The organism is Streptomyces sp. NPDC040410 (assembly GCF_055595715.1).
The window spans coordinates 312,055-325,994 of record NZ_JBVIVK010000006.1 but is presented as its reverse complement, the minus strand read 5'-3'; the positions used below and the strand labels follow the sequence as shown (position 1 = coordinate 325,994).

Genomic DNA, 13,940 nt, shown 5'->3' with positions numbered 1-13,940 from the left:
GATGTCAGAGGTCGTTCGTCGATCCATCATGCTCACAGCCAATCGCCGGTGAGAAAGAACGGGGCCCAGTGACGCGGATCGGAAAAGGGAAGTCGAACGGGCCGGCCGGCACGTCGTCGAGACAGCAGAGCGGTCTGCAACTCGCACACCTCGAGGCGCCGGCGGTCCGCTGCTGCCCATGTCGAGTCCTTCAGCAGACCCTGGTAGAGCGTGAGCGCTCCCGCGTAGTCCTCGCAGCTGAGGCGGAGCCAAGCCTCGTGCTCAGTGATGACCTGCCCGAAGCCCGGTTCGCCGCCGAGCTGTGCACGGGCCGCTCCCGCATGTGCGATCACCTGCGCGTAGGTGAGTTGCCGCAGCCACAGCTGGGCCGCCTGCAACGCGTGTGCCTTGGACCGTCCCGACTGCAATTCCGAGTAGAAACGCGTCAGCAGCATGGTCGCCGACAGTTCGTCGACACGCCACAGACTCAGCAGGGCCGTCGGAGTACCTGCGCAGAACAGGGACCAGGACAGGCCGATGATGTCGTCGCCCGCCGTGGCAGCCCCGAGGCCGGTTTCGCATGCTCCCAGCGTCACCAGACCGATGTCGAGGCTCATTCCGAGGATGTCGGCCGCGGTCAGGCGTCCGTCCGCGAGTTCGATGCCCGATCGCAGCGGCTGCTGAGGGTCGTACACGCCATGCGCCGTGAAGTGCAGGATGTCCGGCCAGTCCCGCTGTCCCTTCAGGGCCAGCATGAGCGAGTCGCGCGAAGCCTCCACGCCTGACATGAGTCGACAGTTCGTGAACTGCTCGGCAATCGCCAGCGCCTGTACACGTGCGAAGACCAGCGGGGTCGGGGCGCCGCTCGGATCGGCAACGATGAGGGCCGAGTGCCTGCGACTCCTCCGTCTGGCCCGGCAGTAGTGCAACGCTGAGGCGCTGGGCACCGTGGCCACCGGATTCCGTTCGATCACCGGAGCTCCGTCCACCCAGGCCGCCTGCAAGGGAATCCGGTGCAAGCTCTCGTGCGGTACGACGTACAGCACGTCGCCGGCGGCTGCCGCGTCCAGCGCCGGCGACAGCAACTTCGCCAAGGAGCGGTCTTGGAGCACGTCGGCTGTGTCCGCGCCGCCCATCTCCCCGGCGAGTTCCTGCAACAGCGGTCTGCCGACGTCGACCCGGACGACCTCGGGTTCCGCGCCTTCTGGTGTCACTACGCATGCGTAGGTCTCTTCGTCTCGCACGTGGTACTCCACGAGGACGACACGCCGATCACCGGTGGTCACACGCACCGCCTTGATGCCAAGCCATCTCCGAAGTCGCCCCCTCATGTGCCCTGCCTGATTGTGTCGAATGCAGTGGCTCCACCACAGGGGCGCATGGCGAAGGCAAGGGCGCTGATTCTTGACACCGTGCGCCCCCGGGTCCTGTCGTCACCTTCCCGTCGTCCGCCCGGAGGGCGGGCGCCGCGGCGTCAGGTGCGTGCTCTCGGTGTGCGGGCCCCGCTCAGTCCACGGCGTCCCGCAGCAGATCCCGCAATTTCAGTGCAGCCGGCAGTGGGGTGACAGGCAGCGCCACGTATACCTTCCGGCGCAGGGCGGGGTCGGTGAGGCGGCACAGGACGAGTTCGTCGGGGACCGCCCAGGCCGCCAGTGAGGGGACCAGCGCCACTCCCAGTCCGGCCGCCGCGTAGCCGAACTTCCCGGTCCACTCGGCAATCCGGATGATCTTCCTGGGGTTGAAGCCCGCCCGCGCACAGGCATCGGCGAGCATCGTGGGGCGGTCGCCGTAATTGCTCTGGAGCCAGGATTCGTCGCGCAGTTCGCACAGATCGAGCGTCCCGGCATCGGCCAGGCGGTGCCCGCGCGGGAGGGCGACGAGCAGTTCGTCCTCGCACAGCACGGTCGTAGTGACCCCGTCCGCCGACGGCAGACCGGACGGATAGTCGCTGACGACGGCGAGGTCCAGCGCCCCGTCCGCGAGGCGCCGCATCAGCGTGTCGGTCGGGCCCTCGACCGCGGCGGCCTCGACATCCGGCCTGGCCTCCTGGAGCGCCCGCAGGGCGGCCGGCACCAGCGAGATGTTGGCGGTGGCGAACGAGCCCACGTGCAGCAGCCCGCCGTGTCCCGTGTGCAGCACGGCCAGTTCCAGCTCCGCCCGCGCCAGCCGGTCGAGCACCTCCACGGCGTGCCGGTGCAGCGCACGCCCGGCGGGATTGAGCCGTACGCCCCGCGGAAGCCGCTCGAACAGCGGCCCGCCCGCCTGCTGTTCCAGCGTGGCGATCCGCCGGGAGACCGCGGACTGCGTGTAATTGAGCCGGGCCGCCGCCTTCGTGAACGACCCGGTCTCGGCCACGGTCACGAGCAGCCGCAGCATGTCGACCTCGAACACGTTCCTCCCCCCGTCAGGGCCTCCGTCCGGCCACCGAACTCCCTCGACACATTCTTCCAACACATGGATCCCATGAAATCCAGTCGCTGGTGACATGCCTTGCCCCGCTCTAACGTCGTTCATGCGGCGGCGCTCCGGCAGTCGGGGGAAGGGGCGCCGCCGCTCCACTGACCCATCCGATCCGAGGGAGAAGTGTGTTGGTGCGAAACGAAGTTGAGAAGCGGTGGAACCGGTGACCCGGGACGCCGCGCTCGCGTTGTCGGCGATGCTGGCCGACGTGGAGGAACTCGTGTCGTGCGAGTCCTTCTCGGCGGACCACGCCGCGGTGGCGCGCAGTGCCGAGGTGGTGGGCGCCCTCGGCGCGCGGCTGCTGGGAGCCGCCCCGGAAACGATCGTGATCGACGGGGTGACCCATCTGCGGTGGACGTTCGGCACCCCACGCGTGCTGCTGGTGGGACACCACGACACGGTGTGGCCCATCGGCTCGCTCCGGTCCCGCCCCTGGTCGGTGGCCGAAGGGATCGCCCGCGGCCCCGGAGTTCTGGACATGAAGGCGGGCCTGGTGCAGATGTTCCACGCGCTGGCTTCCCTGCCCTCCCCGGAGGGGGTGTGCGTACTGGTCAACGGTGACGAGGAGGTCGGCTCCCCGACCTCCCGGCAGCTGATCGAGGAAACGGCACGGAGGTGCGCGGCGACCTTCGTGCTGGAGGCGGCCGCGGGCCGGAAGGGCGCGCTCAAGACCGCCCGCAAGGGCACGTCACGGTACGAGATCGTGGTGCACGGCAGGGCCGTGCACGCGGGTCAGGAACCGCACAAGGGGGTCAACGCCGCCGTCGAGGCCGCTCACCAGGTGCTGGCCGTCGCCGGCATCGGAGCCGCGATGGGTGCCGTCGGCGCCCCTGACCCCGTCCTGGGCGTCGCGACGGTCACGCCCACCCTGCTGTCGGCCGGCAGCTCGCGCAACACGGTGCCGGCGCTGGCGCGGCTGTCGGTGGACGTGCGTGTGCCGACCGCCGCGGCGCAGGACTGGATCGACGAACTCGTACGAGAACTCGGTCCCCGAACACCCGGAGCCCGGCTGGAGATCCTGGGCGGCGCCGGGCGGCCGCCCATGGAACCGGAGTCCTCCGCCGAACTGTTCGCCCTCGCCTCCCGCGTCGCCGCGGAACTGGGCCAGGCGCCCCTGCACACGGCCGCCGTCGGCGGCGCCTCGGACGCCAACTACACCGCGGCGACGGGCTGCCCGACCCTGGACGGCCTGGGCGCCGTGGGCGGTGGCGCTCACACGGACACCGAGCACGTCGAGGTCGCCCACATGGTCCCCCGTACCCGGCTGCTCGCCGAGCTGATCACCAGGACTGCGCGATGAAGCCGCTGACGGGCCACCTCAGGGGCGTGCACCTTCTGCTCTTCGCCGCTGTCACCGCCGTGACACCGGCCGTCTGCTCGGGCGATCGTGGCGCGACGTCGGCCGACAGCGGCACGCCGGTCGTCGACCGGCCACTGACACCGACGGAGATCGCCCCGCCGACCGCCTACCCGTCCGTCACCGACCCGGCGCTCATCGCCAACAACGTCACTTTCTGGTACGAGTCCGGAGGCGAGGAGCAGATGACCGGCGTGCGCGGCGAGCCGAGGCGGTGTACTCGCACCACGACGACGACACCTGGATCATGGACTTCAGCCGGTTCTTCGACCAGGTCCACGAGGCCCTGAAGTACCCTCCCATCCCGGACACCAGGACCCAGGCCGCCTGGTCGGCCGCCCTCAAGCGCGTCAGCCACGGCGGTGGCGACGTCTACGACGCGACGCGGCTGGGCATCGCCCCGAGTCGGAGCCCGGAACGGGCCGAGCAGGAGTCACGGGGCTGGAAGGAACTCTCCGAAGGCGTCAAGGGCCTCAGGGCGGTCGAAGACCGGCTCCACCGCACCTTCGACCTCGATCCACCGACGGCCCCCTGATGTCACGGGCCGCTGCGCGTAGTGTGGTGGGCGTGGCTGGTGAGAGAGATCTGCAGAAACTACTGAGCGCGATGCGCCCCCAGTTGAGTCCTGGACGCTATGTCTTCACCACCAGTGACGGCGGCGTCCCGCCCGGCGTCACGCCCGTCGTCACGGTCGCCGAAGAGGAGGGCCTGACCCTGGTCGTGCGGCTGGAGGACGCCGACGCGGCAGGGCTGGCCTACGAGTACGTGGCAGGCTGGATCACGCTGCGGGTCCACTCGGCCCTGGACGCGGTCGGACTGACTGCCGCCGTGGCGAAGGAACTCGCCGACACGGGGCTGAGCTGCAACGTGGTCGCGGGTTTCCACCACGACCACCTCTTTGTGCCGTACGAGCGTGCCGCCCGAGCAATCGCCGTACTGGAAGATCTCGCGCGACGGTCTGCCTGACAGGTGGGCGGAATGCCGGTGACAGCCACTCGTCGGTGGTCGCGGCGGGGGCCGCGAGGCCCTGTCACGGGGGGGTGCGCGCAGAGGCTCGGTGGCCCAGCAAGCTCCAACCGGCAAACCCTGGCGGACCGGGTGGCAGCGCACGTTCACCGGCGCGATGTGCAGGTCGATCTCGTCGATCAGCCCGCGTTCGAGGAGCTGTCGGCCGATCGTGGGCGAGAAGATCTCGAGGTTCCTGGCCCCGGCGGCCTCCAGGCCGATCCGGACGGCCTCAGCCACATCGCAGCGCAGGAACTCCACGCCGGTGGCACGCTGTGCGTCGTCGGGATGGCGTGTACCGCGGTCTTCCTCCCGAGATGCCGCGGTGCCGCGAGGCCCAGGATCGCTGGTGTCTGTACAACAGAAGTGCAGACAGAGAGCGAGTGACCATGGAGCAGAAGCGCGAGCGCCTCGGAACACGCCGGGCCGCCGGGACAGCGGGGGTCGTGTTCGCGATGCTGATGGCCGCGGCGATCGTCCTGGTACGCCTCGCCCTGCCCGGCGGGGCCGGCGGGGACGACGTCGCCGTCGACGGCGGACAGCGGAACGCCGTGCAGACCGCGCTGGCGCTGCTCCCGTTCGCCGGAATCGCCTTCCTGTGGTTCATGGGCGCTCTGCGCGAGCAGGCCGGAGAGGGAGAGGACCGGTTCGTCTCCACCGTGTTCCTGGGCAGCGGCCTGGTCTTCGTCGCCACCCTGTTCGGCAGTGCCGCGGCGGCCGGGGCCGTACTCGACGAGAGTCAGCAGCCCTCTTCTTTCGGCCGCGACTTCGCCTACAGCCTGCTGACCACGTACGCCATGCGGATGGCGGCGGTGTTCATCATCACGACCTCGACCATCGGCCGCCGCCTCGGCGCCCTGCCGCGCCCGCTCGTCGTCTTCGGCTACCTGGCGGGCCTGACGCTGCTCGTGGTGGGAGCGAGCCTGCCCTGGTCCGAACTGGTCTTCCCGGCCTGGGCACTGGTCGTCAGCCTGAACATCCTGTGGGGCCGGAGTCCCGCCGGGCCAAGGCCCGCCGCCCCGACCTGAGCCGCGGCGCCGTCACTCGAACGGTCTCCTCCTCGTCGCCGCATTCTTTCCGGCCACCGAGGGTGGTCGGAGGGGGATTGACCGGGCCAATCGAGAGGACCGATCCCTTGGTAAGGATTGCCGTCGATCTGAACCGCTGTCAGGGGTACGCGCAGTGTGCGTTCCTCGCCCCCGAAATCTTCGCCATGCACGGCGAGGAGGCGCTGCTGTACAACCCGGAGGCCGACGAGGCACAGCGCGAGAAGCTGGCACAAGCCGCCGCTGCCTGCCCCGTCCAGGCAGTCCTGGTCGACGCGGTGGACGTACCTGCCGAGGCGGTGTCCGGTGATCGGTGACGGGCCCCTGGACCGGCTCAGACGCGAGGGCCGCATCGTCGTCGTCGGTGCCTCGCTGGCGGGCCTGCGGGCTGCGGAAACCCTGCGTGACAAGGGCTTCGCGGGCTCCCTGACGCTGATCGGCGACGAGCCCCACGAGCCGTACGACCGACCACCGCTGTCCAAGCAGGTGCTGCTGGGCAAGGCGAACGCCGAGCACACCGCGTTGCCCAGGCGCCGATCCGTCGACGCGAGCTGGCGGCTCGGTGTCCCGGCCACCGGCCTGGACATGGCCGCGAGGCGGGTGCGGCTGGCCGACGGTGACGAGGTGCCGTACGACCGGCTGCTGATCGCCACCGGAGTGCGGGCGCGACCGTGGCCGCACGAGGCCGAGGCGGACCTCGACGGTGTCTTCGTGCTGCGGACCCGCGACGACAGCGCCGCGCTCGCCCGGCGGCTGGCCGGGGGACCCAAGCGGGCCCTCGTCATCGGGGCCGGGTTCACCGGCTCGGAGATCGCCTCCGCCTGCCGCGAACGTGGCCTCGCCGTCACCGTCGCCGAGCGCGGCGCGGCGCCCCTGGTCGGCGCGCTCGGCGGGGTGGTCGGCGCGGTCGCCGCCCAGCTCCAGCGTGAAAACGGTGTGGACCTGCGGTGCGGGGTCATGGTGACCGCTCTGGAGGGCGACGCCTCGGGCCGGGTACGCGCCGCCCATCTGTCCGACGGCTCCACCGTGGAGACCGACGTGGTGATCGTCTCGCTCGGCGCCACCCGCAACACCGAATGGCTCGCCGGGTCCGGGCTCGGGGCCGGCCCCCGCGGCATCGCCTGCGACGCCGGCTGCCGTGCCTTCGACATCCGCGGAATCGTGACCGACGACATCTACGCGGCGGGCGACGTCGCCCGCTGCCCCCACCCCCTGTTCGGCTACCAGTTCCTGTCTCTGGAGCACTGGGGCAACGCCGTCTCCCAGGCCGGCATCGCGGCGCACAACATGCTGAGCGAGAGCACGGACCGCCTCCCCCACATGGAGGTTCCGGCCTTCTGGTCCTCCCAGTTCGGAGTCAACATCAAGTCGGTCGGGGTGCCGTCGCTGGGGACGGAGATCCTCATCTCGCAGGGCTCGCTCGAGAGTCACCGGTTCATCGGCGTCTACGGGTACCAGGGGCGCGTCATCGGCGCGGTCGCCTTCGACCATGCCCGGTGGCTGCCGTTCTACCAGGAGCTGATCGAGACCAACACGCCGTTCCCGCCGCCGTTCCCCACGATCGACCGGCGCGCGGACGGACAGCGGCCGGTCGACGCGGACTTCCCCGACCCGTCGGTCCCCACCCACGGGCCCACCGTGACCCTCAGCGGATACTCGCCTGCCGACCGCCGGATGACGTTCACCCCAGCGCACTGACCCGCACGGCCACAAGGACTCGCCATGACGCAATCCCTGTTGCACCAGATCCTGGACTACGCCAACCGGGCCAATCCGTACCCGATCTACGAAGAGCTGCGGAAAACGCCGGTCCACCACGAAGACGGCGGGCCGTACGTCATCAGCACCTACTACGAGATCCGCAGCCTCCTGCACGATCCTCGGATCAGCTCCGACGCCCGCAATCTGGCCTCGACCACCGGCGACCCGCTGGCCGAGCCGGCCCAGTCGGAGAGCGCCCTGCCGCCGAGCTTCCTACGGCTCGACCCGCCGGAACACGACCGGCTGCGCCGAATGACGACCCGGCCCTTCGGCCCCCCGCACTCCCCCCACCGGGTCGACGGGATGCGCGGCGAACTCCGCGACATCGTATCCGGCCTCATCGACGGCATCGGCGACCCGGGCCGGATCGACCTCGTGGACCAGTTCTCGTACCCCTTCCCGGTGACGGTGATCTGCCGGCTGCTCGGGGTGCCGCGCGAGGACGAGGCGCGCTTCCACAACTGGGCGGACACCATCGCCGCGAGCCTGGACCCCGACCCGGACGCGGATCCCGCCGAGCGGGGCAAGGGCGCGCACGAGGCCCGTACCCAGTTGGGCATGTACCTGGCCGGCCTGATCGAGGAGCGCCGCAAGAAGCCCGGCGACGACATGTTGTCCCAGCTGGCGACGGCCAAGGGCCAGGACGGGGCGATGACCACGATGGAACTGCTCAGCACCGCGGCGCTGCTGCTGATCGCGGGGCACGAGACCACGGTCAACCTCGTCACCAACGGAATGCTGACCCTGCTGCGCAGTCCCGACATCCTGCAGCGGCTGCGTGCGGATCCGCGGCTGGCCGTGCCCATCGTCGAGGAGCTGCTGCGCTTCGAGCCGCCGGTGCAACTGATGCCGCAGCGCACCACCATCGCCGACATCGAGGTCCGCGGCGTCACCATCCCCAAGGGCGCCTCCCTCTGGCTGGTTCTGGCGTCCGGCAACCGCGACCCCCAGCGCTTCGCGGATCCGGACCGCTTCGACCCGGACCGCCCGGACATCCAGCATCTCGGCCTGGGCAGCGGCATCCACAGCTGCTTCGGCGCACCGCTCGCCCGGCTGGAGGCCCAGCTCGCCCTGTCGGAACTGGCCAGGAGGCTGGAAAACCCCCGCCTGCTGGAGGACCCGCCCCCCTACCGGCAGAACGCCGTGCTGCGCGGGCCGCGGCATCTGCCCATCGCCTGCGACGGGATCCGGCCTTAGGCCCTGTCGTCTGGCACGCTCGCCGCACCGGGCCCGTGCACTCCGCCAGGAGGGCGGGCCCCGCGGCGTCAGGTGAGCGCCGTGGGGTCGTCCACCACGGACTGAGTGAAACGGACAGCCCCTTCCGCGGCGGCCGCCGTGCTCTCGGCGGCATCGCCGCAGCGCCGTGCGGGCCCAGTGGCGGCATCCGCGCTGCTCCCTGGCGGGCTTCGGTCCGGCGGCCGCAGTCCCGCGCCCCGGACGGCACCTGACGGGCTGTCAGGGCAGCAGCCGATCACCGGCTGCTGCCCTGGGGGTAAACGCTGAGGTCGCCGTGTGCGGACAGAACGGCGGTCAGGTCGCCCGGCTTGTGCCCCAGCGTGCTGTCCAGGAAGGCGAGCGAGGTCTCGGCGACGACACGCGGGCTCTCGGTGCGGCCCAGGGACCCGACTATCGAGGGCACCGGCGGCAGGTAGAGGGGGGCGTCCATGAAGGTGAGGTGTGCGGCGCCGGGGATGGTGAGCCGGTAGCTCGTCGCGGTGCTGAGCTTGAGGACCTTGGTGAGGCGGGGTATGTAACGCGGGTCGGTTTCCGGGCTGATGGCCTGGGTGAGCGCGAGCACCGGCTGGTGGAAGGAGCGCAGGGTGGGGTCGTGGGGGTAGCCGTCCAGATCGATGACGGCGGCGAACCGGCGGTCCTGGCGGGCTGCCTGCAGGGCGGCGGCACCACCCATGGAGTGGCCGGTCGCCGCGACCCGGCCGGTGTCCAGGCGTCCGGTCAGCGCGCCCGGGATCTCACCTCGGTCCAGACGGCCCAGCCGAGTGAGGACGAAGCTGAGGTCCGCGGCCCGAATCCTCGTCCAGCCGGCCGCGAGCTTGTCGTCCTTGTCCCGGTCGCCGGTGGAGGCAAGCTTCGTGCTGATCGTTCGGCCGTCGGCGAGGACGACGGCGGCGGAGTCGTACGGGTGGTCGAGGGCGACGACCACATAGCCGTGGCTGGCCAGTTCCTCCGCCCAGGCGGTGTTCTGGGTGCGCACTCCCCCCAGCCCGGGAGAGAACAGCACGACCGGGAACCGTCCGCCCCTGTCGGCCACCGGGGCGTTGAAGACCGAATGGGTGTGGGCACGCGGGACGCCGTCGACCAGGAAACCGGGCAGGCCGGCATAGCGGGCGAGGGCGTCGGACACGGTGCGCGCCTCGTGCTCCGTGCGTCCGAGGTACTGGGCCCGCTGCGCGCCTGCGGGGCTCTTCTGCGCGGGGTACCAGAGCTGGACCACGACCGTGCGCCGGTCGTGCGGGTCGGCGGTGGCGGTCTCAGGGCGCTGTGGGTCGGTCCACTGCATCACGCGGGTGCCGACCGCGAAGCGGCCTGACGGCTCGGGGAAGACCGGTACGGGAAAGGCCCAGGCGGCCGCCGGGCCCGTGGCGATCAGGCCGACGCATGCCACCGATCCCGGCAACGCCAGCCACCATCGGGTCCGCCACTTCGGCCGGCCGGTACGTCGTCGCAGCAGAGGCACGACGGCGAACGGCAGCGCGAAAGCAGCGCCTGCCAGTACCGGCAGCATCTGCCAGCGGATCCCCACCACGCTCAGCACGATCGCGGACAGTACGAAAACCGCTCCCGCAGCGATGGTGACGCGCGGGCGGACGGCAGGGGGAAGCCAGCGCGCCAGCACCAGCGCGACGGCACCCAGCAAGACAAGGATTTCCAGAAGGGACATCTGTAGTCCCGTGATGATCTCGGTCACCCGGCCATCCTCGGCGCGGGGGGCGCGCTCCCACATCGATCCGGGGTCGCAATCGTGTGCAACCGGTGTGGCAACCCGAGGCATGCCCCACGTGCAACCGGAGTCGCATCCGGGCATGTTCACCGTGCAACCGGAGTCGCATCCAGGCATGCCCCCTGTGCAACCCGAGTCGCAATCGAGGCACGCCCAGGTCAGCGGCTCTCTGCGACCGCGGGAGGTAGCGGGACTCCTCCTACGGTCGTATCTCGCCACCGTGCCATCAGACGGTGGACTCATGTGCTCCGCCGGCCCGCGGCCTACCGTGACAGGGCCGCGGTACCTGCCGGGCGGCGCGGGCCTCACGCTCCCGCTCCCCGTACTCGACCCGGCTCAGGGTGTACGCGGTGGCGGCGCCGGCCGCCACCATGACGCTGAATCGACAGGGACATGTGATGACCGAGGCCGCCGCGGAACCCGGCGATGCCCACCCGGTGCGCGACCGGGACCGGGTGTGGCGGGCGAGGACAGCCGTACGGCTGACGATGTTCGTCGACATTGCCTCCGTACGAGCGGCGCGACTGGTGAGTGCCGCCCGGTGCCGGGGCTCCCGGCTGCCGCCCATGGTGTGGGACTCGCTGCTGCCGGCGCTGCTCCTCGTCAACATCATGACCACGTCCGCGCCGCAGGGGCTGCCGGTGGCCGTGGCCCTGACCGCCGCCCTTGCGCTGCCCCTGGTGTGGCGGCGCCGCGCCCCGCTCACCGTGTTCGGCGCCGTGGCAGCCGCGGCCTTCGTCCAGTGGCTGACGGACGTCCAACTGCTGGCGGACATCGCCTTGCTGGTGGCGCTCTACACGGTGGCCGCGAACTCGGGCCGGCGTGGCACGCTTGTCGCCGCTGCCATCGTGGAGGCAGGGGTCTCGCTGGCCTGTCTGCGCTGGGTGCCGGAAGGCGCACTTCCGACCCCCTTCGTCGCGGCGACCGCGATGGTCGTCGCCGCCGCCGTTTTGGGTGTGAACGTGCGGACCAAGGGCGACTACCTCGCGGCCCTGGAGGAACGGGCCGCACGCCTGGAGCAGGAGCAGGACCAGCAGGCGCGGCTGGCCGTCGCCGAGGAAAGGACACGTATCACCCGGGAGATGCACGACATCGTCACCCACAACCTGTCCGTCATGGTCGCGCTCACCGACGCCGCCGTCTACGCGCAGCACCGGTCGCCCGACAAGGCGACCACCGCGATGCTCCAGATCTCCGAGACAGGCCGGCAGGCTCTGACCGACATGCGGCGCTCCCTGGGTGTCCTGCGGACCGGCGAACCGGACGCGGAGCGCCACCCGCTGCCCGGCATCGCACAACTGGAGACCCTCGCCGACCAGATGTGCGCCGCCGGGCTGCCAACCCGACTCGAGGTCCGGGGCGGCAACACCCCCATTCCCGCCACCGCGCAACTGACCGTCTACCGCCTGGTACAGGAAGCCTTGACCAACACCCTCAAGCACGCACCCCCCGGCACACAGGCGGAGGTCCGGGTGCGGTGCTCAGCCGAGACCGTCACAGTGGACGTCACCGACAGCGGTCCCTGCCCGCCACTTTCCGGCGCCACGCCGTCCGGCCACGGCATCCCCGGCATGCGCGAGCGCGCGGCCGCCTACGGGGGGAAGCTGCACGCCGGACCGCTCCCGGGCGGCGGCTGGGGAGTCCATACCCGCCTCGACCTCGGCAGCAGCGGAGAGGCGTCCGCGTGACGATCCGCATCCTGATAGCCGACGACGAAGCGCTGCTCCGTATGGCCTTCAGCACGGTCCTGGAGGCCCAGCCCGATATGGCGCCGGTCGGCGAGGCCGCGGACGGCATGGAGGCCGTACGCCTCGCCCGGGAGCTGCACCCCGATGTCGTCCTCATGGACGTCCGGATGCCCGGGACCGACGGCATCGAGGCGACCCGAGGGGTCATCCGGGTCTCCCCGCAGAGCAGAGTGCTGATCCTCACCACCTTCGACCTCGACGAATACGCCTTCGCCGGACTCAAGGCCGGGGCCTCGGGCTTCCTGCTGAAGAACACCAGGCCCGAGGAACTGCTCACCGCGATACGCAGCGTGGCCGCGGGCGACGCGGCGGTCTCCCCGCGGATCACCCGCCGCCTGCTGGAGAACTTCTGCCCACACATCCCCGACGGCAGCAGCGCCGACCGCGACGAGTGGCTGCGACGGCTGACCGCCCGCGAGCGCGAGGTGCTCGTCCAGGTGGGCCGCGGCCTGTCCAACACCGAGATCGCGGCCACCCTGTACCTCGCGGAGGCGACTGTGAAGTCGCATCTGGGGCGGATCCTGCAGAAGCTCGAACTCCGCGACCGGGTACAGGCCGTGGTCTTCGCCTACGAAAGCCGCCTCATCCACCCGGCATGACGCCGCCGCCTCGCCGCCGGCCCGTGGGCCCGTGGGCCGAACGTGATCGTTCGGTTCGGGCGGGGTGGGCATGAACTTGGTTCGGTGACGGGCGTGACTCGTTCGTCCGTCTCGCTCGTGGACGTGGCCGGTGCCGTCGGTGCTCGGTCTGCTGGAGGCCCGGGGAGAAGAAGGCCCGGGAGTGTGTCGGCCGGGTCATCCGGTGCCTACGATCTCGGTGAGCGTCCGCAGAGCCGCCGCCAGAGCTGGTGGGGCAGCGGACGCGAGTCCGAGTCTGACGGCATTCGGGACGCTGGTGGGGCCGACCGTGAAGGCTGAGCCGGGTGTGACTGCGATGCCGCGGTGCGCGGCCTCCGCGGCGAAGACATCGGCACGCCAGGGCGCGGGCAGTTCCCACCAGGCGTAGTAGCCGTACGGGTCGGCGCGTATGGCAAAGCCGTCCAGTTGCTCGGCCACGAGCCGCTGCCGCCGGGCGGCGTCCGCTCGCTTGGCGGTGACGAGTTGGTCGACCACACCGAAACACCCGATGGGAAGCAGCAGCGGCGCGACCTCGCCGACCGGCTGCTGCGCGAGGGCATGGAGGGTTACGCCGACGAAGTCCTGCACAAGATGGTCGCGCCAGACGCGGATCCGGACGTCGCCGCCCATGTCCGCAGCATGATGACCGCCACCGATCCCGAGGGCGCGGCCGCGGCGCTGCCTGGCCGCGCCGAACGCCCCGACTACCGCGACCTCCTCACCCGCGTGACGGTTCCCTCCCTTGTGATGGTGGGCCGCGACGACCCGTACACCCCGGTCTCCGACGCAGAAGCCATGCACGCGGCCCTGCCCCAGTCCACCCTCGCAGTCATCGAAGCCGCAGCGCACATGCCCAACCTCGAACGCCCGGCCCGGTTCAACGCGGCGCTGGCGCGGTTTCTGGCGGCCATCAGTGACTGACCGGACAAGACGGCGGCAGTGCCGCCCGTCGTCCGCCTCTTGAGGCTGCGGAACGCCTCCCTCGGAACCGCAGCAGACAGCACACTC

14 protein-coding genes and 2 pseudogenes are annotated in these 13,940 nt (G+C 70.9%); 12 read left to right on the top strand and 4 right to left on the bottom strand.

Going from position 1 to position 13,940, the window contains the following annotated elements:
• Positions 1-32: 32 nt before the first annotated feature.
• Both ACZ562_RS15850 and ACZ562_RS15845 read right to left on the bottom strand, forming a co-directional pair.
• On the bottom strand, positions 33-1,223 hold the full coding sequence (locus tag ACZ562_RS15850; RefSeq protein ID WP_471178586.1) for a CHAT domain-containing protein: 1,191 nt from the start codon (positions 1,221-1,223) through the stop codon (positions 33-35).
• A 262-nt stretch (positions 1,224-1,485) separates the two neighbouring features.
• A complete protein-coding gene (locus ACZ562_RS15845; RefSeq protein ID WP_471178583.1) occupies positions 1,486-2,370 on the bottom strand; it encodes a LysR family transcriptional regulator in 885 nt (294 codons plus the stop codon).
• 265 nt (positions 2,371-2,635) lie between these two features.
• Here ACZ562_RS15845 and ACZ562_RS15840 point away from each other — a divergent pair, with 265 nt between their 5' ends.
• From ACZ562_RS15840 to ACZ562_RS15800, 9 genes are all read left to right on the top strand, one after another.
• A complete protein-coding gene (locus ACZ562_RS15840; protein ID WP_471178839.1) occupies positions 2,636-3,739 on the top strand; it encodes a M20 family metallopeptidase in 1,104 nt (367 codons plus the stop codon).
• A complete protein-coding gene (locus ACZ562_RS15835) occupies positions 3,736-4,086 on the top strand; it encodes a hypothetical protein (protein WP_471178581.1) in 351 nt (116 codons plus the stop codon). Before ACZ562_RS15840 ends, ACZ562_RS15835 begins: the two co-directional genes overlap by 4 nt.
• Entirely contained in the window at positions 4,044-4,331 is a 288-nt protein-coding gene (locus ACZ562_RS15830) for a hypothetical protein (RefSeq protein WP_471178578.1), read from the top strand. Before ACZ562_RS15835 ends, ACZ562_RS15830 begins: the two co-directional genes overlap by 43 nt.
• A gap of 32 nt (positions 4,332-4,363) precedes the next feature.
• The gene (locus tag ACZ562_RS15825) at positions 4,364-4,762 is read left to right on the top strand and encodes an ACT domain-containing protein (protein WP_471178576.1); all 399 of its coding nucleotides are present in this window, start codon (positions 4,364-4,366) and stop codon (positions 4,760-4,762) included.
• Positions 4,763-4,894: 132 nt separating this feature from the next.
• The gene (locus ACZ562_RS15820; protein WP_471178573.1) at positions 4,895-5,188 is read left to right on the top strand and encodes a hypothetical protein; all 294 of its coding nucleotides are present in this window, start codon (positions 4,895-4,897) and stop codon (positions 5,186-5,188) included.
• A 2-nt stretch (positions 5,189-5,190) separates the two neighbouring features.
• Positions 5,191-5,829: a hypothetical protein gene (locus ACZ562_RS15815; protein WP_471178571.1), complete on the top strand. Its 639-nt coding sequence runs from the start codon at positions 5,191-5,193 to the stop codon at positions 5,827-5,829.
• Between the two features lie 107 nt (positions 5,830-5,936).
• On the top strand, positions 5,937-6,164 hold the full coding sequence (locus ACZ562_RS15810; protein WP_471178568.1) for a ferredoxin: 228 nt from the start codon (positions 5,937-5,939) through the stop codon (positions 6,162-6,164).
• A complete protein-coding gene (locus tag ACZ562_RS15805; RefSeq protein WP_471178565.1) occupies positions 6,154-7,545 on the top strand; it encodes an NAD(P)/FAD-dependent oxidoreductase in 1,392 nt (463 codons plus the stop codon). Before ACZ562_RS15810 ends, ACZ562_RS15805 begins: the two co-directional genes overlap by 11 nt.
• Positions 7,546-7,569: 24 nt before the next feature.
• On the top strand, positions 7,570-8,805 hold the full coding sequence (locus ACZ562_RS15800; protein ID WP_471178562.1) for a cytochrome P450: 1,236 nt from the start codon (positions 7,570-7,572) through the stop codon (positions 8,803-8,805).
• A gap of 274 nt (positions 8,806-9,079) precedes the next feature.
• Here the strand turns inward: ACZ562_RS15800 and ACZ562_RS15795 are convergent, their stop codons facing one another.
• On the bottom strand, positions 9,080-10,570 hold the full coding sequence (locus tag ACZ562_RS15795) for an alpha/beta hydrolase family protein (RefSeq protein WP_471178559.1): 1,491 nt from the start codon (positions 10,568-10,570) through the stop codon (positions 9,080-9,082).
• Between the two features lie 395 nt (positions 10,571-10,965).
• Between ACZ562_RS15795 and ACZ562_RS15790 the strand changes: the two genes are divergently transcribed.
• Complete coding sequence (locus tag ACZ562_RS15790) at positions 10,966-12,255, top strand: sensor histidine kinase (protein WP_471178557.1); 1,290 nt, start codon at positions 10,966-10,968, stop codon at positions 12,253-12,255.
• Positions 12,252-12,914 carry a response regulator gene (locus ACZ562_RS15785; protein ID WP_471178554.1) on the top strand — a complete coding sequence of 221 codons (663 nt, stop codon included), beginning with the start codon at positions 12,252-12,254 and terminating at the stop codon, positions 12,912-12,914. The genes ACZ562_RS15790 and ACZ562_RS15785 overlap by 4 nt, the downstream gene beginning before the upstream one ends.
• Positions 12,915-13,109: 195 nt before the next feature.
• Here the strand turns inward: ACZ562_RS15785 and ACZ562_RS15780 are convergent.
• Positions 13,110-13,430, bottom strand: a pseudogene (locus tag ACZ562_RS15780) (PLP-dependent aminotransferase family protein); the annotation flags it as partial.
• Between ACZ562_RS15780 and ACZ562_RS15775 the strand changes: the two are divergent.
• Positions 13,383-13,853, top strand: a pseudogene (locus tag ACZ562_RS15775) (alpha/beta fold hydrolase); the annotation flags it as partial. The pseudogenes ACZ562_RS15780 and ACZ562_RS15775 overlap by 48 nt on opposite strands.
• Positions 13,854-13,940: the final 87 nt, after the last annotated feature.

Bases quoted from the DNA above. Each gene is read 5' to 3' on its own strand.
- ACZ562_RS15815 (WP_471178571.1), top strand. From the start codon at position 5,191: ATGGAGCAGAAGCGCGAGCGCCTCGGAACACGCCGGGCCGCCGGGACA.
- ACZ562_RS15840 (WP_471178839.1), top strand. From the start codon at position 2,636: ATGCTGGCCGACGTGGAGGAACTCGTGTCGTGCGAGTCCTTCTCGGCG.
- ACZ562_RS15830 (WP_471178578.1), top strand. From the start codon at position 4,044: ATGGACTTCAGCCGGTTCTTCGACCAGGTCCACGAGGCCCTGAAGTAC.
- ACZ562_RS15835 (WP_471178581.1), top strand. From the start codon at position 3,736: ATGAAGCCGCTGACGGGCCACCTCAGGGGCGTGCACCTTCTGCTCTTC.
- ACZ562_RS15800 (WP_471178562.1), top strand. From the start codon at position 7,570: ATGACGCAATCCCTGTTGCACCAGATCCTGGACTACGCCAACCGGGCC.
- ACZ562_RS15790 (WP_471178557.1), top strand. From the start codon at position 10,966: ATGACCGAGGCCGCCGCGGAACCCGGCGATGCCCACCCGGTGCGCGAC.
- ACZ562_RS15795 (WP_471178559.1), bottom strand. From the start codon at position 10,570: ATGTGGGAGCGCGCCCCCCGCGCCGAGGATGGCCGGGTGACCGAGATC.